At 59.4% G+C, this 24487-nt stretch carries 11 protein-coding genes; 3 read left to right on the forward strand and 8 right to left on the reverse strand.

Annotated features, from left to right (window positions below; genetic code table 11):
* Positions 1 to 245 precede the first annotated feature (245 nt).
* Both RZA33_RS05110 and RZA33_RS05115 read left to right on the forward strand, forming a co-directional pair.
* Positions 246 to 1931, forward strand: coding sequence for a methyl-accepting chemotaxis protein (locus RZA33_RS05110; RefSeq protein ID WP_317506774.1), 1686 nt, complete (start codon positions 246 to 248; stop codon positions 1929 to 1931).
* A 497-nt stretch (positions 1932 to 2428) separates the two neighbouring features.
* Positions 2429 to 2788 (forward strand): hypothetical protein, encoded by a 360-nt coding sequence (locus tag RZA33_RS05115; protein ID WP_317506775.1) that lies wholly within the window; start codon positions 2429 to 2431, stop codon positions 2786 to 2788.
* 139 nt (positions 2789 to 2927) lie between these two features.
* On the opposite strand, the gene RZA33_RS05120 is transcribed toward RZA33_RS05115, so the two are convergent.
* Complete coding sequence (locus RZA33_RS05120; RefSeq protein ID WP_317506776.1) at positions 2928 to 3905, reverse strand: AraC family transcriptional regulator; 978 nt, start codon at positions 3903 to 3905, stop codon at positions 2928 to 2930.
* 310 nt (positions 3906 to 4215) lie between these two features.
* Between RZA33_RS05120 and RZA33_RS05125 the strand changes: the two genes are divergently transcribed.
* On the forward strand, positions 4216 to 5094 hold the full coding sequence (locus tag RZA33_RS05125) for a sensor domain-containing diguanylate cyclase (RefSeq protein ID WP_322976192.1): 879 nt from the start codon (positions 4216 to 4218) through the stop codon (positions 5092 to 5094).
* A 353-nt stretch (positions 5095 to 5447) separates the two neighbouring features.
* Here RZA33_RS05125 and RZA33_RS05130 read toward each other — a convergent pair whose 3' ends face one another.
* The 7 genes from RZA33_RS05130 to RZA33_RS05160 are packed head-to-tail and all read right to left on the reverse strand — an operon-like array spanning position 5448 to position 24415.
* On the reverse strand, positions 5448 to 9623 hold the full coding sequence (locus RZA33_RS05130) for a HEAT repeat domain-containing protein (RefSeq protein ID WP_317506778.1): 4176 nt from the start codon (positions 9621 to 9623) through the stop codon (positions 5448 to 5450).
* Complete coding sequence (locus RZA33_RS05135) at positions 9620 to 14851, reverse strand: hypothetical protein (protein ID WP_317506779.1); 5232 nt, start codon at positions 14849 to 14851, stop codon at positions 9620 to 9622. The genes RZA33_RS05130 and RZA33_RS05135 overlap by 4 nt, the downstream gene beginning before the upstream one ends.
* Entirely contained in the window at positions 14848 to 15717 is an 870-nt protein-coding gene (locus RZA33_RS05140) for a hypothetical protein (RefSeq protein ID WP_322976193.1), read from the reverse strand. Before RZA33_RS05140 ends, RZA33_RS05135 begins: the two co-directional genes overlap by 4 nt.
* 14 nt (positions 15718 to 15731) lie before the next feature.
* A complete protein-coding gene (locus tag RZA33_RS05145) occupies positions 15732 to 18179 on the reverse strand; it encodes a hypothetical protein (protein WP_317506781.1) in 2448 nt (815 codons plus the stop codon).
* Positions 18176 to 21391, reverse strand: a complete 3216-nt coding sequence (locus RZA33_RS05150; RefSeq protein WP_317506782.1) for a poly-gamma-glutamate biosynthesis protein PgsC/CapC — start codon at positions 21389 to 21391, stop codon at positions 18176 to 18178. Before RZA33_RS05150 ends, RZA33_RS05145 begins: the two co-directional genes overlap by 4 nt.
* Positions 21388 to 21774, reverse strand: coding sequence for a response regulator transcription factor (locus RZA33_RS05155; protein ID WP_317506783.1), 387 nt, complete (start codon positions 21772 to 21774; stop codon positions 21388 to 21390). Before RZA33_RS05155 ends, RZA33_RS05150 begins: the two co-directional genes overlap by 4 nt.
* A complete protein-coding gene (locus tag RZA33_RS05160; protein WP_317506784.1) occupies positions 21749 to 24415 on the reverse strand; it encodes a CHASE2 domain-containing protein in 2667 nt (888 codons plus the stop codon). Before RZA33_RS05160 ends, RZA33_RS05155 begins: the two co-directional genes overlap by 26 nt.
* Positions 24416 to 24487: the final 72 nt, after the last annotated feature.

The following is a 24487-nucleotide window of genomic DNA, read 5'->3' on the forward strand; positions in this document are numbered from 1 at the left end:
CGACCGGTTTATTTAAAATAACTCGCCCTGCCACTATCTAGAATGGTTAAGAAAAATACTTATTATAATCAAAAGATTAAAATTATTACCTTAAACTCCTAAACATTACTCTGCCAATGCCGATACTTTTCTCGCTTACCTAAAACTTGCATCAAGCATGCTTGTAATAGCGCAACCCTTCTTTATTGCTGACTAAACTTAAGATTGACCGCCCTCTATTCGAGAATATAACAATGACTAACGTATTGAAAAATATAACTGTTAAGACAGGCTTAACGGTTGTTCTGGGTTTATTCGCGGTCCTGATCATCCTTGTCGCTGCGCTGGGTTACCACTCCAGTTCACTGGGTGCTCGTTCTATAGATGAGCTTAATCGCATTAATGTTCAGCAGTTGGGCATGCTTAACCGTGCGCAAGTTAATGTTGCGGACACTCAACTGTTTTTTCTCAATCATCTCGATGCCTTGAGCGAAGGTGATGCAGCACTGGCAAAAGCCCATCTAGCAAAAGCAAACCAAACGCTGCAGATAGCTCAACAGCGTTTTGACGCCTTCGCGGCAATACCGAAGTCGGCGCAAGGAGAGCCTTATGCAGATGCGGTTGAAGCCGCTTTCACACAATTAGTGGCGATAGGATTGGAACCCCAATACGCCGCACTGACGCGCAATAATGAAAGCGCTTTTCGGGCAGCCAAACGCGAGGGTGACCAACTGAACTTGGCCTATATGCAGGCAAATGAAGCCTTTATCGACTATGCCAGCACACGTGGTCAGGCATTGATGAGCCACTACCGAGCAACCATGGCAATGTCTAGTTATGTGGGGCTAACTGCGCTGCTCTTCGTTGTTCTCAGTATCATCGTGGTTCGCACAGGCATGATGCGGGTTGTCATTCACCCCCTTTATGAAGCCGTGCAACATTTTGAGCGCATTGCCAAAGGTGACTTATCACATAAAATCGCTGAGCGCGGGCGGAATGAAATTGGCCAACTATTTGCTGCCATGCAGCATATGCAGTCGGGGCTTTATCAAACCGTCTCAACAGTGCGCGATAGCAGCGGCTCAATTCATATCGGTGCGCGAGAAATTTCCGGTGGTAACGCAGACCTTTCCTCGCGCACTGAACAGCAGGCAGCGTCTCTGCAAGAAACGGCTGCCAGCATGGAACAGCTCACTGCAACGGTGAAACAAAACTCAGACAATGCGCGGCAAGGAAGCACGCTCGCAGGGGATGCCTCTGCCACGGCAGCACGCGGTGGTGACGCCGTGGACCAAGTTGTTGTGACAATGCATGGCATAGCGGAAAGCTCTAAGAAAATTAGCGACATCATTGGCGTGATCGACTCGATTGCCTTTCAGACCAACATACTGGCGCTTAATGCCTCTGTTGAGGCTGCTCGGGCGGGTGAGCAAGGGCGCGGTTTCGCGGTTGTAGCGTCTGAAGTACGCAATCTGGCAAGCCGCAGCGCGGAGGCCGCCAAGGAGATTCGGACATTGATAGTGACATCAGCAGACCAGGTTCGACAGGGCTCAAATTTAGTAGAAGGAGCCGGTCAGACCATGAATGAGATCATGGCCTCAGTGAAGCGTGTTGCCGATATCATGGATGAAATTTCTGCGGCTTCTGCAGAACAAAGTGATGGGATTGAGCAGGTTAATCAAGCTGTCGCCCAGATGGATGAAGTCACTCAGCAGAACGCCGCGCTTGTTCAGGAAGCGGCTACAGCAGCCGCTTCCCTTGAAGAGCAAGCAGCCCACCTTGAATCAGCGGTAGCTACCTTCAAACTGGCGGATGGAGAACTTCGTAGCAGCCTGCCCACCGGTCAACTTGCATCTAGCATTACGCCAATGGTCGCTTCCAAGCAGGCTCAGCCAACCAACCGAAAGCTGACTAGCGCCAAAGCAGCCGCGTTGGAATGGGAGGAATTTTAAGTAAGCGTTCAGCATTTAACGCCTACACGAGGGATCCAGGCGGAGGTAACGATCACCCGCAATACCCGCCGAAGCCTGGAACATGGTTAACAAGTCGTCCGTAGTGACCGGTCTTTCCCAGCATTGCGCTCTTTGTGCAGTGCTAACTGAGTGCTGTGGAAAATCCGGCTTCGCTATGGCGTACAGCGGAGATGAAAGCTCGACATTTATAACCCTTCGCTATCACAATGATCTATGCAAACTATTTAAAATAGGAAGATATCTCGAATAAACACATGAGAGCACTAAATTTACAGGAATAGGCAATCTTCAGCGAGAAATACGTCTATTGGTCGTACGCATACCCCTCTATCATTTCTCTCACGGTCTTAACGGCCACAACATGCCGCCAACTGGGCGCCCATCGCGACATATTCCATTGGAACAACGCGAACGGGCACATAGACCGAACTTCCCAGATTGCGCGGCTATGTCATTTAACGAGAGGAATTAATTCCATGAAGTACGCCACTATTATTACGCAAACCATTACCGCCAGCGCCCTAGTACTGGCCATGACCGCCCAAGCCACCGCTGCAGACACAGACCAAGCCCTGGTCGACGTTGGCGGCACAACCGAAGGCAATTATACTTACCAAACTGAGTCGCTAGATGGCCAAGCCGCACGCTATCAAGAAGACCATTCCTACCGCACTACTTTCGAGGCTGGCAGCCCGGCACTAGGCGGCACACGGGAAGGAATTCATCGTGATCGCGTTGAGGTAAAAGAAGGTCGCCAAATCACTTCTCAACAGACTGACCAGTCCGCACATGTTGGTCTCGGTGCTGGCAACCCGACAACAGGTACACGCGGTTAAAACCTGAGCTGTATATAGCGCCGGCATAGCCACTAAAGCGGCGCAACCATTACGGGCCACCCAATCGGGTGGCCCGTTCGCGTACAGGAACAACCTACAGAGATACCGCTGACACTAACTATTTGCCTGAGCATACCGCCTAGGCTGAAACTGGAACGCTCATGCGTGTTTCGGCACGCAACTTACTCACATCCGCCCGCGGCGATGCGCCAAACATGCGGCTGTATTCACGGCTGAACTGTGAGGGGCTTTCATAACCAACCCGATAGCTGGCCGTGGCGGCCTCAAGTCCCTCTCGCAACATCAATAAGCGCGCTTCGTGCAGCCGCAGCTTCTTCTGGAATTGCAACGGCGACATACACGTGACCTGCTTGAAGCTGTGATACAGCGCCGATTCGCTCATGTTCACGTCTTCCGCCAGCTCCCGCACCCGCAGTGGTTCAGCAAAGCGGTCCTTAAGGACCGAAATCACCTGGAAAATGCGGTTTGAATGGCTGTCAACGGAGACAAACTCGCGCATCCGCGAACCCATCTCACCAACCAGTACACGGTAAATGATTTCGCGCTGAATCAGCGGCGCCAGAAAGCGGGCATCGTCGGGTGAGTCGAGTAACCGAACTAAGCGGGTCATCGCATCCAGAATCCCCAGATCGACCTGGGCAACACATAGACCGCAAGCTGAATAAGGCGAGTCAATGGTTTCGCTAGCGTGAGTAGCATCGCCTAACTGCAGCACCATTTCGGCGACATCGGTGGGGTCAATATTGAGTTTGACTGCGAGGAAAGGATTCTCCGGCGTGGGGTCTAACACAAGCTTGTTAACCGGCAGGTCGACGCTGGAAACCATATAGCTGAGAGCGCCATAGACGATTTCCCGGTCCCCTAACTGGACAGTCTCGCTCCCTTGGGCGATGACGCAAATTGAGGGTTCGTAGACTGTCGACATACAACTGGTAGGAGCATCCACTCGACACAGGTTCAACCCTGGAATTTCTGTTTCGTACAGGCCTTCTTTGCTCATTCTAGCCGACACCAGGTCAGCAAGTTGTCGGCACATGGGTGCGGCAGGTAATTGAGCAGAATCGAGCTTGAAATTAGGGTGGGTGACGTTATTCATGACTGACCTCCAAAAACGTGTACACAGTATATACAGGATCAGACAAGCCATGTCCCAGGAGCGGGCTTTTTGTAGGATTAGGCAATAACCCCGTAGGAATACGCTAATCCTGACGGTTGCACTGAGCAAAACGTTCTCATTGCTAGACCGTCTCAACCATCTCAGCCGTTTGTGTTAGGCTCGATAAAGTAGCAAAGTGATCGACTAGCCATCTGCTAGGCCTCTGGCCAGCAGGTTGTAGGCAGCTTTCTCCCAACGTTTGCAGAATTATTTATCGCCCTCTGAACGATTGCACTACAGTAGTCGAGTGATGCTAACCGGATTACTCCAGCCTATGGCCGTTGACCTGCAAGCGCTTTACCCCAAACTGATTCATCTGATGTTGGACGCCGTTTTCGTGGTCGATAAAGACAACCATATTGTCTTTGTGAGTAATGCCTGCGAGTCGCTGCTCGGTTACCTTCCCAACGAATTGATCGGCACTCTGATCACTGACTATATGCATCCTGACGATTTAGCGGCCTCGCGGGACTCCATTGTCAGTATTATGGCCGGTAAGCCTCATATCGATTTCCGCAACCGCTATATCCGTAAAGACGGCGGTATCGTGCACATATTGTGGTCTGCCCGCTGGTACGAGGAAGAAGGCGTACGGATCGGTGTTGCGCGAAACGTTACAGCTCTTACACAGACCGAAGAGAAGTTACGCTACCTCGCCCACCATGACCCTCTGACCAAACTGACCAATCGAGCGCTATTCTATGATCGGCTGGTTTCGGGCCTGGGTGCGGCCCATCGCCACCAGAACAGCCTGGCGTTGCTGTTTCTGGATATTAATGACTTCAAAGCCATCAATGATGTTCATGGTCATGCGGTGGGTGACCGGGTACTTTGCACGGTAGCCAGACGGTTGGAAGGCTGTGTACGCGAGACGGATACGGTGGCTCGCATGGGCGGTGATGAATTTACGGTTCTGCTAACAGACATCAAGTCGGCGACTGGCGTTGCGGAAAAGGTGGAGCAGATACTTATGGTCATGAACGAGCCACTAGGCGCTGAATTCGGCGAGCTCAGAATGCCATCCTGCAGCATCGGGGTAGCCTGCTACCCCGTCGACGGAGAGGACGCCGACACCTTGTTGAGCCGTGCTGACAGCCATATGTATCAGGTCAAAAAATGTGGTCGTTAGCGGAAGAAGAGCCTGCGTAGAACCAATGTGGAATCACGCGGCTGACATTGCTTATTTAGTTCATGATATTGTCAATTACGAGTAAAAATTATTTTTATATGTAGAAAAATAAATATACGCAAAAATGATGGCGCCTAAGTGAATTGATATCGGCTGAGGTCACAGACACAAAAAAGGGGCCTGAGTTTTCTCGAAGGCCCCTTTTAACCGTTTGGTACGCCCGGCAGGATTTGAACCTGCGGCCCTCGGCTTCGGAGGCCGTTCGTTATAAAATCAAAATATAAATAGATTTTTAAGAATTAAAACGACCACTTCTGAACCCAATAACGACGAAGAATACCTTCTCCTGAACGTCAGCGCCTAACCAACCAGCCGCCCTTCTGGCGTTTGGTCAGGTACTGAAGCTCGTCGGCGGCGCGAGCCGTGCTGATGCGCTGACTCACCATGTCGCGATAGATCTGGTCGGCCTTGCGCCGGCGTCGCACGGCGTCCCCCACGTCGAGAAACTTCTCTACCCAACTCACGAGCATCATCCAGAGCCCACCCGTCGGATCGCTGGGCGAATGGTCTTCCTCCGCTTCCTCGGGCTTGTTTTTGGCCTCGAGATTGGCGGCAATCAAGCGCAACTCCGCCTGAAAGCTCTCGCTCTGGGCCACTGGCAGCTCCCATGCACGGCCCAGTAGCTCCTGCATGTACTCGGCTGAAAGCAGGCCGTACTCCTGGAAACTCGTCAGAAACTGCAGGCCCCGGGTGGCTTCACCGCGATTGCCGTTCAGGATCATCTCCCCAGCGGCATGGATCTTGTCCCAGGCCTGCCAGCGGTAGACCCAGTCAAGACCCGGCCCCTTGATATTCTGCATGCCGAGTATCCGGTTGGTGTAGCCAGGCGGAGTCTGATCGCAGATCAGGTTGACCAGCTGCTCACCGGTCACGAAGGGCGAGCGTACAACCTCAATGCGCGACCGAAACCAGGTCCAGAGCAATTCGCGCGCGTGCTCGTCGAGTGAATCAGACGGTGCCGGGTGCTTGGCGATCCGCTCATCAAGCTCACGAAATGCCTGCCACTCCCGATAGTAAGCCTGATGCTGGGCACGTATCGTCTCGAGATGGCGGGAAAGGACTGTTTTCTCTTGATTGCCTTCCTGGGCGAGCGTTTTCAGATAGTCACCAGGGTCGGCGAGGTGTTTCAACAGAGCCAGATGGTCGTGTTCCACCCCCAGCCCCTCAAGCATGGCCGAGAGTCTGCCGAGCACAGCCTCTTCGGTGACACAAACCCGCATCTGACGGGCCAGTCGGTGCCACTCCACCGAGGGGTCGGGATTTTCCTGAGAGCGCGGCCAGAGCGTGGTTTCCTCGCGGCGCACCTGCCAGGACTCCTCGATATAGCCCATCAGGCCTTCAAGATTGTTGCCGATGAGAAAGTGACGATCGGCGCTGATGTCGTTGACCAGGATGTCGGCGAACACCCTTGAACGCGCGACCCGATCGGCGCGGTTGTTGATCACCGTCGAGATCCAGATACCGGGCTCGGCTTCCGGATCCTGCTTATCGAAGCCCAGACGATTCCAGTTGCCAAGGGCCCCCAGGCGCTCGTTGGCGGACATGCCGTTGGTGAACTGCAACCAGCGCCCCCGGGCATGAGCCAAGGGATAGACCTTGAGCACGCCGAGATCAAGAATCACGTGATCGGCCATGGCCTTGAGCGCGAAGAGGTGGGGAATATCGAACTCGTCGGCCATGCGAAGTGTCAGCGCGATATTGGTGGGATGCTCTTCGTAAGGGAAGCGCGACAAGGTATCGCCGGGCAAAAGTTCGGACTCGATCCAACTGACGCTATGGCACTCGGTACCAAGCTTCTGGGAGGCCTGCTGCAGAATCGGCAGCATTTCCGCTTCGCTGGTGATCAGCGTCGAGTTTTTGGGGATGAACTCGGTCATGACAATGGGGATATTGATGCCCGCCGGGCCCTGAATATCCTCGTGGTCGGGGTAGGTATTGGTGATGGTGGAGATGTCGTCGCGCATCCACTGCTTCTGAAGAATACGCACATAAGACGGCGTAAGCCCCATGCACTCCCAAAGAAACACATCCGCATCAAGCTTTTTAGACAACTTCACCAGGTCCGCCTGCTCCCAGATGGTGGCCTTGTCGTAGGGTCGGAACAGGAACATCTCCTGAAGGTCGCGATGGCTATAGCCATGTAGAAACATCGCCTCGCAGCCCGTGGTCTTGGAGATCACGTGAAAGCCCATCCCATTAAAAAGCGCGGCCTTGAGGCGTTCGGTGCCCGACTTGCCCCGCGTACCCCAGCCGCCGATCACCAGCGGCAGCTTATTGCGAGCGCGACGGGTGGTCAGGTTGACATAGACATGCCGCCCGACAAACAGTGCCAGCATGCCAGCCAGAAAGAAGCTCAGTTGGCGCAGGGTGTTCTGATAAACCGATACAAAGTAGCCGGTGTAATCCTGCCACCAACCCACCAGCAATGGCGGAAAGGCGAGCACGGGAAAGAAGCGCCGCACCGCTGGATCTTCGGGCAAAGGCTTGGCATCTGGATCAGTGTGCGTGCGAAAACTGACCGTAAAGCCCAGCGACTGAAGCGCCGTCATATAGCCGTTCGCCGACCCGCCGCTGTCAGCCGACCAGTTGCGCAACCGGGCGTAGTGGGCAAAGCGGAAAGTAAGCTTCAACCGCGTGCGCAGTCGGGCGATAAGCCCTGCGGGCGGGGTGATTTCGGTGACGCCTTCGCTGGTATAGAGCTTCATCGGCCGGGTCGGCCAGGATTGATCGAGGCTGGAGATCACCTGATCCACCAGCGGCAGATAGGGCCGCCAGCCATCCTCGTCGCTCATATGCAAGGGCTCGCCGGGTACCTTGGTGGGGCTGAGCTCCGCCATCCGCGCCGAGGGCACTTGAAAGAGACCGTAATAGACCCGCCCGATAGTGTGATGGCCCGCCTGGCGCTTGTCCGGCGAGGAGTGCATCAGCTCATACCAGGCCCGCCAGAGCCGAAAGCGAAAGCGCTCCCAGCGCCGAAACACGAGTTTGCCTGATGCGCGACTGGCATCGAGACCGAAGTCGTCTTGGGTGAGCGCACTTAAAACGCGGCCGAGCCGGTCATCGTCCGCTTCCGCGGGCACTTTTAGACTGTGACGCTTATGCATCGGCGCTTTCTGAAGCCGGGTTCGAAGTTTCTCGTGCAAATCGCGCGCCTCGGGATCGGCCATGCACCAGAGGGTTTCGCGCGCCTGGGCCGCCCAACGTCTCACGCGCAGATCGTCTGCCTGGGTATGTAGCCTGGTGAGAAGCGCAAAACCGGTTTCTGCCCACCTTTCAAGCGCTGCTTCCTCGCCCTTCTCTAGCAAGACGGCGGCGATGGCCGGCATGATGTGGCAATAAAGCCGTAGAATGATGGGCTGGCTTTCATGCTGAGCGCCGCGCTCGGCAAGCTCGCGACTGAAATCAACAAAACAGGCGTCGTTTTCTACCAGCCGAATCAGGCCATGAACGGCATAGCCACGCACTTCTCTAGCGCCATCCTCCAGGGCAAGCGTCGACAGGTGCTGCTCAAGCGACGTCGGGCGCCGCTTGATAAGAAGGTCGATCAGCGCCTGGCGTACCGTGGGGCTTGGGTCATGCAAAGCGTTATTGAGCAGACTCTCCAATCTCGCGTCATCGCCATGATCACCCAGCACCTGCACCGCATGCTGGCGCACGAAGAAATCGTCGCCCTCGACAAGGCGAGTCAGGCGGCGCTCGATGATGTCCACCACCGCGGGATAACCCAGCACGCTCAGAAGCGACAGCGCCTCGGTCTGGAGCCACACAGGCTGGCGGGGGTCCATGGAAAGCCTGTAGCTGTAGGTCAGGGTACTGTCGCCCAGATAACGCCCCCGACCTTCCGGTGGCAGGGCGCGAGCAACGCGGGCCAGACCATGAAAAGCAGCCAAGCGAACGCGCAGATCCCCCTCGTAGGCCAGCAGCTCGCCAATGCTCCCTTCAAGATTAAGCTGGCGCCAGCGCTGAATGCCCTCCTCCGGCGTGACGCTCTCCGCGCCCATATAGCGCGCGCCCAGCACCCCCAGCCGCTCCAGGCTGAAGCTGAGGTGGCGTTCGCAATCGGCGAACTGCTTTTGATAGCGCTCGCTGACCGCATCGGGCCCGAACCAGCGCCCGAAGGCCTGGCGATCCCCCAGCAGTTGCCGCCGCCCTGCCCCCAGAGTGCGTGCATAGTCGAGCACATGCCCACGAATCTCATCTTCCGACCGGGCGCTGGCGAGGCGCGCCGTGAACTCGTGGTGGTTGGCATGCAGGCGCGCGATGTCACGGCGCTGCACCTCGATCCAGTCCAGCAGCGTATCCAGCAGCACCCGATAGCGGGCGTCGAGGTCATCCTTGGGCAGGCGACGCCCACTTTTGTGCAAAAAGGCCAAGATGGCGGCAATCTGGCGCCGGCTCACCCGTTGCCAAGGCGCGGAGAGGCCTTCGGTCAACACATCGTCAAGTTGCACATTGGCGTTAAGCTTCATGGGTAAACCGGATCCAGACGGTTGGTGTCAACACGCGCTCGCTGCTGGGCGCGGCGCAGGGGCAGAAAATCAAGTTCATCTGGGCGCCTGGCCGGGCTCAGGCGGCCCGCGTTGGCTTCAAAGCCGATTCTCAGCCGGAAGCCGGCGTCGCTACGGTCAATATCGTAGTCGCCCTCCGCACGCAGGGTCAGGGCATTAGCACCGCTGTCAAAGCGCAGCAGGTTGGCGCCCACAAAGACCCGCTTATGATCGATGCTACTACCCCGGTCATCGTCATTGAAATAACGCCGCCAACGCAAGCCCACTTCTCCGGCAACGGAACCGAACAGCTGTCTGGCCGCCGTGGAGACTTCCCCATAATCGGGATCAAAGGGGTTGAGCGATTCATTACTCACCAGCGCCCCCTCGAGATAGACTCGCTGATCCAGATGGGGCGACCAGGTAAGGTGGTCGGAAAGCACCAGACTTCGCTGGTGATCGTCCTTGTAGGGCGAGTACACATCGGGGTCTATGTCCCGCAAATCGGCTAGGGGTACCGAATCCAAACTCAACCAGCGCTGGTTCAAGGTCATACTCGGCTCGTGCCGCAGCCGCGGCGTCAGGCGGTAGGTCCGCTCGACGCTTCCCTGCAGCCGCGCCGACCAGTGATTGTCGCCATCAATGCCATCCACCCGGCCGGGCTGAAGGTAGGCCTCGCCGAAAAAACCGAGCTGCCATTCGCTCTCGTCGGGGTAGAAATCTACCCACTGCTTGGCGCCTACTATCTCGTGGCTGCTCTCAAGCTGGCGCAGGAGCAGGTCGCTGCGGCTGAAAAGCCGCCTATCGGATTGACGAAAGCGGTAACTGACGCCTGTCTCGATAGCGCTTGTTCCTTGGATCGGCGTTACATCATCTTCGGTACCGTCGATACGCTCAACAAAGCTCAGGTAGCCGCCCCAGCTCTCCAGCCCGGCACCGGGCAAGTGGTGATCCTCCAGCTTCCAGGCGACCGGCTCCGCCGGTTCCGGCGGCGGCGAGGGCCCCCGAGCGGGAATGGCTAGACTTGCCTTGATCACGCCCGGCTCAAGCGGCGACTCAGCATCGGGCGATGGACGCAACGCATGCAGCCGAAAATAGCGATCCTCGTCACCTCCCGCCTCGAAGGTCAGGGTCTGCCAGCCCGGTGCCACGAAGCGATAGGAAGCCGAACCATTGCGCGGCGGCCACTCATCCACACGCACCCAGGCAGGTCCTTTGACGTAAAAACTTGCCGGTTGGCCGGGTGCGGCGATGTGGTAGGTGCGCGTTTCGTCTTCCAGCAGCGGCGCCCCGCTCCCAGCACGGGTAAGCCGGACGGTAACGAACTGCTGCTGCCGGGGGTCTTCAAGCCACAGCCGCAAGGCGTGCTCGCCCGGCGCCAGGCGAATGCGCTCGATGGTCTCTCTTTCCGAGAGACGTAACCGCTGCGGAGCCTGCTCATCAAGCTGAATCATCACCTCGGCGGGAATACGCGTCTCGTGGGGCAGAGCGCGCTGAGCTAGGCGCAATTCGATCGTTAAGGGGTCGGACGTGAAGAGCTCCACGCCTTCGGTGCCTCTGCCACTCAAGAGCATCACCTCGGCAGACAGCTCAGTCATCAAGGCCTGGCGCACGCGCCTGAAAGGCGAATGCATCGATTCTTGCAAAGGCAGCTGGCGCACCCCAGCACTCTCGAAGCTGCTGCTGATGCGCTCCCAGCGATACCCTTGAAGCAGCCTATCGGCAAGCGCGCGAATGGTCGGCACCTCGGAATGCACCTCGGCCAGCTGCGCCAGGCGAGTACTCACCGAATCTCTTGAGCCAGGGTTCTGCTCAAGCTGCCAGAGCAGTGCTACGGCGAGGGCGTGGGCGTGTGCAGGTGACGCGGGCACGCCGGCACTCGTCGCGATGTTATCGACCTGAACGGCATGGCTACCTTGCGGCCAGTTTTCCGGCCCGCCCGTCCCTTCTTGGATGTCAGCCTGATCAGGAAAGTCGAGGGCATCAAGCGTACTTTTGAGGCTGACAGCATCCAAGTCGGCAAGCTCGCGACTATAAAGCTGCGCCGAGGGCATGACCGCCAGCGGCTCAAGCTCGCCGTTGCGCACCTGAAAGTAGTCAGGTACCGGCCTGGAAAGAAAGTCGCCTCTGCCGTGAGACGCGTGCAGCAGGTCCCTCAAGGCCAGGGGCGTCACCGGCGGCAATACCGCCCAGGGGTGAACCGGCTGCCACTGCCACAGCTGGGTCAGGTAGTCGTGTTGTTGGGGTCTGATACGAACGCTGTGAAGGCCGGGGGGCACCGCCACCAAGGTGTCGTCGCCAGTGGCAATCGAGGTGCCTTGATGGATTGCCTGTAGGTAAGGGTTTTCCGCGCGGCTGAGAATCGGCGCCCTGAGCGTGGTGGTCTTGCCCGCGATATCAATAAGCTCGGCGGAAAGCCAGTCGAGTTCCCCCGCCTCGCGGGTATCCGGCGCGACCCGACGTAGCTGCACGCGCAACACGGCTGGCCCTACCACCTCGACTTCTACCGGTGCATCGTGGCTTGCGTGTGGCAGCGCAAGGGGCTTTTGCGTGACCTCGCTGAACAGCGTCGAGAAGCCGCGAGCGCGCTCTAGGCGACTGCCCAGCGAAACCCAATCGAAGGCCTGCGCTGGCGACATCGACCAGTCAAGCCAGCGCTCAACACCGGCCAGGCGCTGCGCTAGATTCGGGCTTTCAAGGGCACGAGCGATGGATTCACCCGCGCGCATTCGCTCTCTCCGGGCGCGGCCTGTCTCCCCCGCTTTTTGCCAATGCGCCATGGCCCGAGCGGTATCGCCCTCGCGGGCGGCGAGATCGCCCCGACGCAGCGCCTGCTTTAAAGCAGCTTGCTCGACGCTGTCCGCGCTCGCTTGCCAGCCCGCCGCCTCGGCCGCCTCCGGCAGCCAGTTAGGGGTGGCCCCTTCAAGGGCGAGCAACCAACCTAGCTGAGTTGCCCAAAGGGGGTCCCCAGCGCGATGCAGCGCCTCACCCAAGGGATCGAGAAGCGCTTTATCGCCTTCGCGCAGAAAACGCGCGGCCAGCAGACGCACCTGACTGCCCCAGCTCTGGGTCTTGGCGTACTCCGTCAACATATCTTCGGTCGCCAGGCGCCTTGTGACGGCATCACGCGCAAATACCGCCGAGGCCAAACGCTGGCGATGGGCCAGATAGTGCTCGCCAAGTTTTTCAAGGGCCTGCTGCGATAGCCGATAAGCCTCCGGGTGCTGCCCGTAGCCGGCTCGGCCAAGCGCTTCCAGCACGCCGATCCAGTCCTTGCGCTCTGCCTCCGCTCGGGCTTTTTTCAGGCGCTCATTGAGATGGCTAACGGTCGGGGTCGGGCCTTCCGACTTCAGGTCATCCAAATAAGCCGCCTGAGCGGCATGAAGGTAGCGCAGCATCGGGTACCACTGATTCTCCAGGGCCTGCTCAGACGTCGGGTCTAGGGGAAGTGGCCTTGATGCCGGTTTCGGTGCCGTTTCAAGCGCTCGGTGCAGGCGGGCAACCCCGCCGCTGGGCGCCTGCTCCAGCAGCGCACGGTAAGCACTCTCGCCAGCATCAAACGGCTGACTTGCTCGGTACTGAAGCGCGACGGAAAGCGGCGCGTCACTCCAGACACGCACCGCATCAATATCAGCTGGCAGGGGGAGCTCGACGCTGGCCACCGGCCAGTAGTGGCCAGGCTCCCGGTTTGCAGTAAAGTCACCGCCCAGAGTGGGGTGCACCAATGCCTGCCCCGGCGCTTTTCGCTGTGAAAGAACAGAATCCTCAGGCTTGGGGATTGAAGCGCCCTGGGCAGGCGCCGAGACCCTAAGACGCTGAGCCGGTGCATCGTCGTACTGCACCCAAAGCTCGGCATCTTGGGGCGCCAACCGTGCCACGGAAAGGCGCAGCCGGGAAGGCCCGGCCCGCTCAGGCAAGGGGTAACGCAACGGTTCCTGGTTCAACTCGACAAAAAGGCCACGACCCAGCCGTTCAAGCACGCCCTCCCCCAGGTAGTAATGCTCATCAATCTCAAGGTTCAGCGGGCTGGTGGTGGCAAACCAGGCCATATTCATGGCAAGGGGCGCACTCGCCGCATGAACGCCAGCATCGGGGAAGAGGTTACGAAAGAAGCGTTGGCCGCGCTCGATCCCCCCGGCAAGGGCTTGGCTCACAGTATGGGGCCGGGCGCCAGGGAATAGGGGTGCCTCTTGTGCAAGAGGGCTTTGTTCAAGAAAGCCCAGGGCAATGTCGGCGGCGCCATCGAGGTGATTTGACTGGCTAAGCGCTTCCAGTTCTTCCAGTGTTCTGCCATCGGTGTGCAGAGGCTGGTCGATAAGCCCTTGGGTCAGCTCGGCCGTCGTCGGCTCGGGCTCGTTGAAATCGAGAAAGTAGTCCGCCTCAGCCTGCTCGACGCGGACAAAAAGTGGCAACGAGGCCCTAAGTTCTAGCCGGTGCTTCCCCTCGGGAATCGCCATATAGCGGCGGTCCATGCCGCCGTGAAACCGGGAGGCGCCTGCCTCTTGGTAGAGGGTGCTAAATTGAGTACGCTCAACGCTGAGCCGCCGCCAGGACCCTCCATTCAGGCGCCAGCTCAGCGAGTACTGCTGCTGTTCTGCAACGTCGGCCGGCCGGCTGGCCACGGCGAGTACCCGGGGGCCTTCCAACTCCAGCGCGATCACGTCATCCTGTTCCAGGCGCTGAACGTCACGCCGCTCGCCATCATCATCAATCAGCTGGACATGCTCAAACGCTTGCGCCGCGTGGGCTTCCTGATAGGTACCCGGCGCATCCACGGGGTCGAGTTCGGCGACAAAAAGCCGGCCACGAAGCGCCGACTCAGCCTCCAGGCGTGCCAATAGAGGCAATGGCTTGTCCTTCACATGCAGCCACTCATCCCCCTCGCTGCTGGGCGTCCAAGGCGCCTGCCACCAGAGCTCACCGTCGCGGGAGAGCCATAACAGGGGCGGCGCTTGGTCGTCGTCCAGCTGCAGGCGCAGATGCCCCTGCGCGGCCAGCGCGAAGGTGGCTGTGTCACCGGCATTGAGTCTTACTCGACTGTCGTTTGTGCGATCCAGCCGCTCGGCTTGCTCCCAAATCAACCGGGGCGCCTGATGGGCACGTTCGCGCTCGGCCAGGGGGTCTGATGCGTAAGGGTAACCATTGGGCTGGTTTTCACCGGCCGCACTCAGAGGCAGCGCTGCAGCCAGGATCACGACAAACCATCTCATGGGGCAGTCTCCGTCACGCACTGGATGAGGGTGTTTCGGGCATCCGCGTCGTTGACCAGACGCTTACGCAGATCGGCGTCAAGCTCCAGATGTACAAAGCCATCAAAGTCGCGGCGGCGCAAGTCGGTCGCCAACGTATTGGTGGTGGCGCCAAGCTCGCGAACATCGCTTGGGTAGAGTAGCGCGCGGATGTCGAGACGCTCGGATAAGCACGCCGTTAATTGCGCCAACGCCTTAGGTGGGTAACTGCTGCCGTCGCTTAAGATGGCTTGGGCCTCACGCCCGGCGCGGCTTTCGCGCTTAGCGCGGCTGTAGCCGTGCAGCTGGAGTATTCGCCCTTCTGGATGCACATCGGCAAAGGCGCGGCTCAAGGCGTGCAGGTAGCTGTCGGCAATGTGCACCAGGTCTGTGTCATCGCTTTGATAGCGATGCGTGGTGTTCCAGGCCGCGGCCATGGCATCGCTTTCGGTGAAAAGCTGGCGCGCGAGCGTGCCGGTACGCAGATCAAAGTACTGATGCGGGGCCTGAATCAGCAGTGGCGCGCCCCCTTCCAAACGCGCGACGAAAAGACCCCGCCCAAGACGCGCTTCTTCCTCTTCGGTCAAAGCAACGATGTCCGACTCCGAAAGGGACACCGCCTCGTAGCCCAACGCCTTAAAGTCACGGGCCCCTTCGCGGCGGTTATCTGCAGCAAGCCACTGCCGGAAGCCCTCCTGCGCTTGGAGAATGCTGTTCGCGGGGGGCACAACGTACTCTGCGCTGCGCGCCTCCTCAAGCAGTGTCTCAAGGCTCGCCTTGGTTGAGGCCAGCGTTAGCGTGCCGGGAACCATCAGCGTTGCTGCCGCCATGAGTAAGGTTTTTTTCATTACATTGACTCTTTTCATTCACCCTCCTCGCGAAAACTGCGCGTTCGCTCGTACTCGCCCGGCAGCACTTCATGGAAAACGATATAGCCCGGCGCCCCGCTCTGCAGCGAAAACTCCACTTCTACGGGGCCGTCGGGAAGGTCGCTGCCCAAATCGATCAGAATTGGCTGGCCGTGGGCAAGCCGTTCACGCTGCTGGTCGAGCACATAGCCAACCCCGGCCTCCTCGGCGGTAGGCGTCACCTGATAGTGTCGCTCAAGATGCGTCCACTCCTGCGTCGGCCCTGGATTCAGCACCTCGGGGGTGACGCGCACCCGCACCGTGCTCGCCTCACCAGCGTCACCCAGCGAGTAAAAGCGCGCACCGACCAGCTGGTCATCCTCGCGCTTATTGACAGGATAGCGCAGCGCCTTCTCTTGGAGCCGGAAGGCCATGCGGCGAAGGTAACCCGACTCATCCGGGTAGCGGTAGTTCATCAGCCAGGTACCCGAGGTACTGGCATCGAGTACTAACTCGTGCTGACCCGGGGAGATGGGCGGCAAGCCTATCTCACCACGCCTGCCGATTAGCTCTTGGCGCACTGTCCTGCCATCAATACGCAGCGTTAAACTAAAAGGAGTGGACGCTTCGCGCAGATAAATGAGCTGTGGCGCGAGGCTTCGCGTCACCCCAGGCGCGGCGATTTCCACGCGCTGACTGCCCTGCTCCAGCGGCTGGAAGTAAGCCGGGAGCCCTCTCGGGCGCAGGCGCTCCTCACCGCGCACGGGCACCAGGATACGGGCGCCGCGCGCTGAGAGCTGAGGGTCGAGGGCCTCCCACTGGTAGCGCCCGGCGAGAAGCTCAGGATTACGCTCGGGTGGGCGCGACTGAACGTGTAGCACCCGGCTTGGCTCCGGTGCCGGCTCTGTCGATGACGTTACGCTGGCTGTCGGGGCCGTGGGTGGCTGCAGAATAAACCAACTCGGCTGGCCCGCCTCGTCGCCCCGCCAAGCGTAGTAGTCCACCGGTACGCGTGTGCGGTGCGGCAGATCGTCGGGCCGGGTATAGGCGTTAGCGAGCAGGTGCTGGCGGCTTGTAACCTCGAGGCGAACCGCGTCGGTCGGCAAACGCACATAGAAACTTGCCGGGTCGGAAAGATTCGCCACGGGCTGGGTGTCTGCCACCCGGTCGATCATTGAGGGCACGACATCGGCCTCGAGCTTTCCTCGATCGACAACTCCGCCTTGCGCGTCCAGCAGTCGGTACTCGGCCTCAACCGTCTTCGCTGCTGCCAGGGGTTCGCCGCCGCCGTGGGCGCGAAGGTCCAGACGCAAGGAGGTGCCCACCTCCTCGCCGGGCAGCAATTGAAATACCGCGGCAAGCCCCGGCTGCACAGCCCAAGCGCGCAGAAAGCGTGGCTCAGGCAGCGCGCTCTGCTCGGGCTCCTCGACCGGCCAGATATCGAGCATGCCGGGCTGATTCGGCGTGACCACCAGGAGCCCCGGCGAAAGAACTTGCTCGCTTGATAGCGGTTCGCCGGAAAGGGTTACCCGCTCTTCACGCGGTGCCTCGAACTGCTCGGTGACATGGCGCAGCGAGAGTTCGGGTTCCAGGCCTTCATCGAAAAGGGGCGTGAATTGGAGGCGGTAGCGCCCCCTTTCCTCAATGGGCAGCACGCCGAGGCGATCTGGCCCGGCATAGAGCCCTGGCGAGCGGGGCATCAGGTCCGGGTCGATGTAGGCATCGGCGCCCTGAATGCTGAAAAGCGTCCCCTGAGCCGGATCGGTACCCAGTGGCCCCACCGGCTGCCACTGGCGCTCCAACAAATTCAGGCGCTCCTGGCGCGTCAACAGCTCCGGCGGGTAGATAGTTCCCTGGGAAAGCCGCTCTTTCTGGGCTTGGCTCAGCCGCTCCCAGGCAACCGAGGCCTGCCGCTCGCTCATGCGCTCCTCGTAGTAGACACGCACGGCGACGTTCTTGAGCGGCGGTACAAGTGGCTTCAGGCGCAGGCGGACATAAGCCGTCTGGGGCAGCGCCTCCAGCTGCACGTTGAAGGATTGACCGGCAGCCACGGTAAGCGCTCTGTCAGTATAGAGGTTGCGCGGCACCGGCAAGCCGTCCTTGATAAGCGGCTGGGGTAGGCGGGTTTCCTGGGTATAGCGCCCTTCATGCAGGGGGGCGCGATTACCGTCCAAGAGCTCGTATTCAAGGACATAGCGAAGCGGAACGTCTTGCTCAGCCTCCGAACCGGCCCCCGCGTGAGTGAGCACGCGTAGCCGAGGGGCCTGACTGATGACGGGAAAGGTTAGCCATTCTTGCTCGGGCAGGAAGTAAACCGTCGAGGCGCGCGCGTCCAGATCAAGCTGCTGGACCACGGCGGGCGCCGGCGGCGGCACCTGAAACAGCGAACGCAGAGGCTGGTAGAGAAATGCTGCCACAACACCGAACAGCAAAAGCAGCAGCAGGCGGCCTAGTAGTCTCATTGCTCGACTCCCGCGCGCAGTAGAAAGCTCCGGCGGTCAATGAAGTCCTCGACCTCGCCTGTCCAGGGGCTATTTGGCGCCAGTTCAGTGACCGCCTGGCTCAGAGGGTTCAGATTGGCGATGGCCAGGATCGAGCGGGCTTTATTGGCTTCCGCTACTAGCAAAAAGGCCTGGCGGGAATCGGGATCCAGCGCACGGGCAAGGCGATACCCCCGGTGCTGGAGTATGCGCAGCGCCACGATATCGTCGGTTTTTACGTAATGCTCGAGAAGCGATACCGCGCCTTCCGGCAGAGGCGCCTTTGGCAAGCCATAGCGCGCGACCTGCTCTTTAAGCGGGGCATCAAGCGTCTCGACTTCCAGCGCCTGGAACTGCACCTGCTGCTGACGATCATCGGAGGGCAACGCGAAGGCGCTCCGAACCGAAGGCGCGATCCATACGGTGGCAAAATCCGTGTTGCGGGCGGCAGCCAGATAGCGCGTCTGGGCATTGCTGCCCACTTCATAACCGGCGGTCAATTCGTCACCAAGCAACTCCTTGGGGGCAAGGCCCATGCTCTCCAATGACCGGCGCAGCCGCTCGCGCAGCGGCAGTGGCGCGGCTTCCGGGCGCAAGCCATCCGCGAAAGCCAGAAGGCTCGGCGCCTGGACATTCTCCCGTTCACCCATGCCTCTCACCTGGGTGACAAGCAGCGGCGCGCCTTCGGCTTCACGCACGTAAACCTGGTGCACCAGATTGAACACACTACGCTGATTGCGTGGGCTCAATACATCCGAGTTCCCCGCCGGATCGAGAAAGGGATGACTCCCCGCGATCAGTAGCGCGCCCGCTTTGAGGGTTTGAAAAAGCTGCGTGCCGGCCTCCAGAGTATTGCGTTCAAAACGCGGGCGCGGCACCTGGACAAGCTGGGACGAAGCCCCACCGCTGGCGACCACCAAGGTACCCCAGGGCTGGGTAGGCGTGGCGTCTTGGGTATTTTCCAGAATCAGATAGTGCTGATCGTGCGTGCGGTCATGAAAGCGAGTAATGCGATAACCAAGCCCCCGGGCGAGGTCATTGAGGTAGCGAAGCTCATTGAGCGTGTCTTCGGACCATCGGCCTTGCGGACCATTCACAGCGAGTTCAAGAAGCGGGCTCAGCACTTCGAGGTCAAGAAACAGCAGTTCCTCGAGACTGGGCGGGCGAAAGTCTTCCCTTCCCACCTCGCGGATCATCGCGGTCCTTTCCAGCAAGTAGTCGCTCAACGCTCCCTCATGGCGCGCCATAGGTGTTGCCGACGCTCCCTGGCGGTGGCTGCGGGCAAGCAGCGGGCGTAAGGAGTCGGGATTGAGATAGAGCTCGGCAAATCCCGAGCGGGTGCGCTCGCGCTGCACGTTGGGAATGTCTGGCGCCTCCCAACGCAGCGTCAGCTCGCCCAAAAGCCGCTCCAGCGACTGTAACTTTAGATCATCGGGCAGCGCCTGTTTCACCCGTAGCTGGCTTGGCAGGGAGAGTAGATTCGATGTCTCAGGCGCACGCCCACCCAGCAGCGCACGGGCCGCGATTCGGGTGATCAGACGCACCTGAAGCGCGTTGCCCGGGCCGAAGGCCTGATGAAACTGATGAAAGAAGCTGCCGGGGTTGCGCGTCACGTCGATAGTGCCCGCGGTACTTTCACGCAGGCGCACGCTGCTCACGGCAAGGGCCGCGGCCTGCTGGTCACGAAAGAGCGCCAGGCCCGCCTCGGTGATTCCTCGCTCGTCGATGGCCGCGGGTATCTCGACCACCAACCGGCTTTCCGGGCGGGTATCGATAACAAAGGTGCCCCAGCCCCGGGGCGCCCCGACCTCGCTCAGAACCAGGTAGCGCTCCTCGACTCGGGAAAGGGCGTAATTGAGCTCACTTAGCCCTCGCCGGGCCTGATCAAGCTCGGCAGCGTCGCCTTCCCTTTGATAGCGCTTGAGCGCTAGAAGAGCCGCTTGAAAGCGGGCGAGTTCGACGCCGCTGGGTTGCGGCAGATTCTCCCGCCCCACTACGCCGTAATCCACCACCCGCTGGCGCAGCAGGACATCACCCAGTGTTGCCTGAGTTTCCGGTGGCGTCACCAGCGCCTGGGTGTCGGCGCCCTCCTCGATCAACTGAGCGGGAATAAAGCTCAGGGAAAAGCCTACAAAACTGGCCACCACCACGGCCGTGAGCGAGGTCTGCAGGGTGGCGCGGGTGACGCGGATGCCGATGTCTTTGTCGTGCATTTTGAGCGCAAGCAGCGTCGAGATAAGATAACCAAAGGCGAAGAAGTCGGTCACCTTGATCCAGGGCGCGAAAAACTGAAAGCCGTAACCGAGCAGAAGCTTGTAGGCAAAGCCGACGCTGAAGAAAAAGAACAGCTTTCGAGCGCCAGAGAGGTTGATGTTGCCAAAAAAGGGCAGCTTGAGCAGCAGGTGCGCCGCGGTCAAGATAACCGCCACCTCGGCGAAGGTGAGCAAAAGCTTGGTCGGCTGGTACCACTGCAGCGCCAACAGCGAGGGAATCAGGATGCCGTTAAATTCCCAGGCATAGTGCAAATTCATGCGCGAGGCGATAAAGGCCGTTGTCAGCAGAATAATATAGGCCTTGGGGCTGGCCAGAATCGAGCTTGCCACGTCTTCGTAGAGGTAGTTCAGGTTGGAAACCGAGAAGTTAGTCAGCTCCATCAGGCCAAAACGCACAAGCGCGAAAGTCGCCGCCAAGGTCACCAGCAGCCAGAAGGTGCCGCGCACAATGCCTGGCTTCCAAAAGTTGTTGGCGATCAGCGCGACGATAATCAGGCCGAAGCTGTGCAGGTTGTTGGCGTAGTCAAACTCCAGGCCGGCGTTGGCATCAAGAAAGGCCCCGAGCCCCGGCAGCCAGTAGGCATCAAAAACCACCCGGACGATGACGCTGGTGAGCACCAGAGCAAAAAAGCGGTCGCGGCCGAAGAAATCGGCCAGGCCCAGATAGCGTGCGCCAAGCAGCGAAAAAACATGAACCACTAGATAGGTGACCATGCCCTCGCCGATGATAACCGCCACGCTCCAGGGTTTGATCAGTAATAACGGCACCAGATAGCCGGGCACCACCAGACCGGCCAGGCTCCAACCAAAACGCAGATTGAAGAAAGCCACCACCGCCACGCCCACCCAAACGGTGGTAATGACAGAGCTGGCAAGACTGCCCTCAGGAAAGATGTGGAAAGGCAGCAGATCCCAATTCATTCGCCCAGAAGTCCCCGCACCAAAGCTTCGAGCGCCTGGATATCAAGGGGCTTGTGCGCCACGGCATCGGCGCCGGCGGCCTTGAGTTCTTCTTCAAGCCCCGGACGCACTGTGCCCGTCAGCATCATAATGGGCCTTGCAATCTTCTGTTCGCCTCTGAGCCAGCGCAGCAGGTACTCACCGTCGAGTTCCGGCATCCACAGATCCAGAATAAAGAGGTCGGGCTGCCGCTTGGTCGTCACTTCCTCCATGGCCTGCTTGACGTTGGGTGCATGGCTGACTTCAAAGCCGGCCCGGCGCAGCACAAAGCCGAGCAGCTGGGCCACGTCGGCATCATCGTCAACCAGAAGAATGCGTTTACTGATTGTCTGAGAGTTGGTCATCTAGGGAAAATCCCGGTAGTCGGAGTTCAAATCGTATGCCCTCGCCGATGGCGGTCGTTGCGCTCAACTCACCGCCCCAGAGGGTTACTTGGTCAACGGCCTGTTTCAGCCGGTGCATGGCAGGGGTGGTGTCCCGTGCCGCCCCCTTTATGGCGGACTGCAGCCGTTCTTCGGGCATGCCGTAGCCGGTGTTATCGAAGATGAAGGTGGTCCAGAAGGCGTTATCTTCGTGCCGCTCCTCGAGCTTTAGGCGAATCACGCCGCCGGGGCTTGCGTCATCGGCGAGCACGGTAACAACGGCGTCCAGGGTGTTCTCGATTTGGGTCACATCCACCCGCACAAAGGCGTTGAAAGGGGGCCTTTCGAGTTCGAAGGCGAGCTCGCGAGTGGCAAGACGTGGCTCCCAGCGCCGGGTCAGATCTTCCGCCAACGCGGTGACGTTGACCGGAAAGTCCGACAGCCGGCTGATGTCCTGGACGGCGTTGAGAATATCCTGGGAGCGGGTCAAGGTACGCGACATCTGCTGCAGTTTGCGCTCGACAAGTTCGCCAAAAGCCGCCTTGTCTGCCGCCGCCACATCCTCCTGACGGCCGAGTTCGGTGGCCAAAAGCGCCGCCTCCAGCTGATTGCGCAGCTCAGCGCTGATTTTGTTGCCGAGCTCGTCTTTTAAGCGCTCAAGGCGCACCAGATGGGTGACATCCACCAGCTCAAGCAGAAAGCCGTGTATCCGGAAAGGGGTGGCGGCGCTGCTCGCTGCCTCCCCTTCTGCGCCCTTCAAGGGCCGCACATTCAGCGAGAAGGCCCCCTTCACGCCGGGCAAGTTGGCCGCAAACGTCAAGCTCTCGTCAGTCAACACCATGTGCTGGAGATGCTCTCGTGCGGTGGAAAGCGGCATACTCCCAAGGGTCGCGATGGCGTCTGCGGCAGTCATGCTAAACACGGAGAGCCCCGAGCGCCTCACCAGCTCCTCCATTTTGCGATTGACCTGCATCACCTGACCAAAGAGGTCGTAGAGGATAGTACTGGTATGGAGCGAGTTGAAGACGTTTTCCAGAAGCGCAAGCCGACGCTCGAAAAGCTGCGATACCTCGCTTAAGGATTCGTACTCGGACTCCACCGAGTCGAGGTGCAACAACCGCTTCCATGGGCTGGCCTCGCTGCGTTGGCGAGCCTGCCATAGCTGGCGCTGATAGAGAAGCTCGCCGATCTGGCTGCTGAAATCCCGCAGCAGCGAGAGAAAGAGGGGATTATTTTCAAGGGTTTCTTCGGCCATCTCGCCGCTCAAAAAGCCCAATAGCTGGCCATTGAACTCCAAGGGCGCCAGAAACTGCCGACTGCCCGGTGCCGGGTGCTTCAAAAAGATCTTGGAAAGCACGATGGGACCGCCCTCTTCCAGCGCGGTAGAGTATGGCGTGCGCTCGAAGTCGCGCCGACGCTCGTCGATGTCCTCGATGGAGCAGCCGTAGGCCTTCACCTCGCGAAGGTGTTTGGCGCTGCCCTGGCGCTCAAGTAGGATGGCGCGGTCGAGGTTCAGGATTTGGGTGGTGAGCAGGATGATCTGCCCCCAGGGGTCCTGGCTGGCATTGAAGTCTGCGGGCAGCAAACGATCATGCAGACGACTGCCGCTGGCCCGTAGCAGCTTATGCACCGTCGCCGACTCGCGCCGCTGCTCGCGTCGGGAGAGCGAATACCAGAGCAGCAGATGAAAAGCGATCAACTCGACAACCGGAAGAACAATCCCCAGAAGATGCAGCGAAAGCCAGCCCGCGATTAGCATGAGCAAGCCGCCCCCTAACGAAACCCCGAGCGAGCGCTTTACGCCCAGACGAAAATAGAGCACCACCGAGACACCCAGCAAACCAAGGGAGAACAGCAGGTTCTGCCACCAGGTCGTGCCGCTAAGCGGCTGGTCCCGCAATAGGGTATCCACCACATAGCCGGCGTATACCAGTCGCGACACATTAGCTTCCTGCGGCAAAGGCGTGAGCAGCGGCGGATTGGTCGGGTCGATGCTACGCCCCACCAGGACCACGCGGCCGCTGACCAAGTCCTGCGTGAGGTCGCCACGCAGCACCCGCTCAGCCTGAACCACCGGCAGATAGTTCATCCCTGGGCGAAAATCGATCAAAAAAGTATCTTCGGGAACCGCGCTGTTATCTGCGCGGCTTGCCACTACCGCCTCGGTGCTGAGGTAGCGCTCACCCTCGTCGATAACCTGCGGCTGGTGAATGCCCAAGCTATCGAGCGATTGTGACGGGGGAAGGGTTAAAATCCGTTTGTCGCCATTGGCCTGGGTCGCCGTCTGGCCAACCACCACACCCGCCTCATCCAGTTGCTCAAGCTGCGCGTCAGTGAGTTCGGCAGGCTGGTGAAGAAGGCCTATGCCGGCGGGATTGAACTGCTCAAGGCGCTCGACAAGCGCTAGCCACTCTGCTTGCTGGCGCTGCTCAAAGTCAGCCTCTACCAAAAGAACCTGAGGGACGGGTCTATCCCCCAGGTTGAGGCGGTGGAACTGCCAGTGCATCCAGGCATTGGGCAACTGAAAAACACCCAGTGCGCTTGCCAGCCAGATGGCCGCAAGGGTAATCAAGGCAATCCAAGGGCCGGCAAAACGCCAGCGGTTCAACGGAACCAGAAGCATAAACATAAACCGGGTTGCGGAGCGTACCACTCTCCATTGTCATCAAAAGGGCTTAACAGCGTGGAAAATAGG

The organism is Halovibrio sp. HP20-59 (assembly GCF_033052795.2).
GTDB lineage: Bacteria > Pseudomonadota > Gammaproteobacteria > Pseudomonadales > Halomonadaceae > Vreelandella.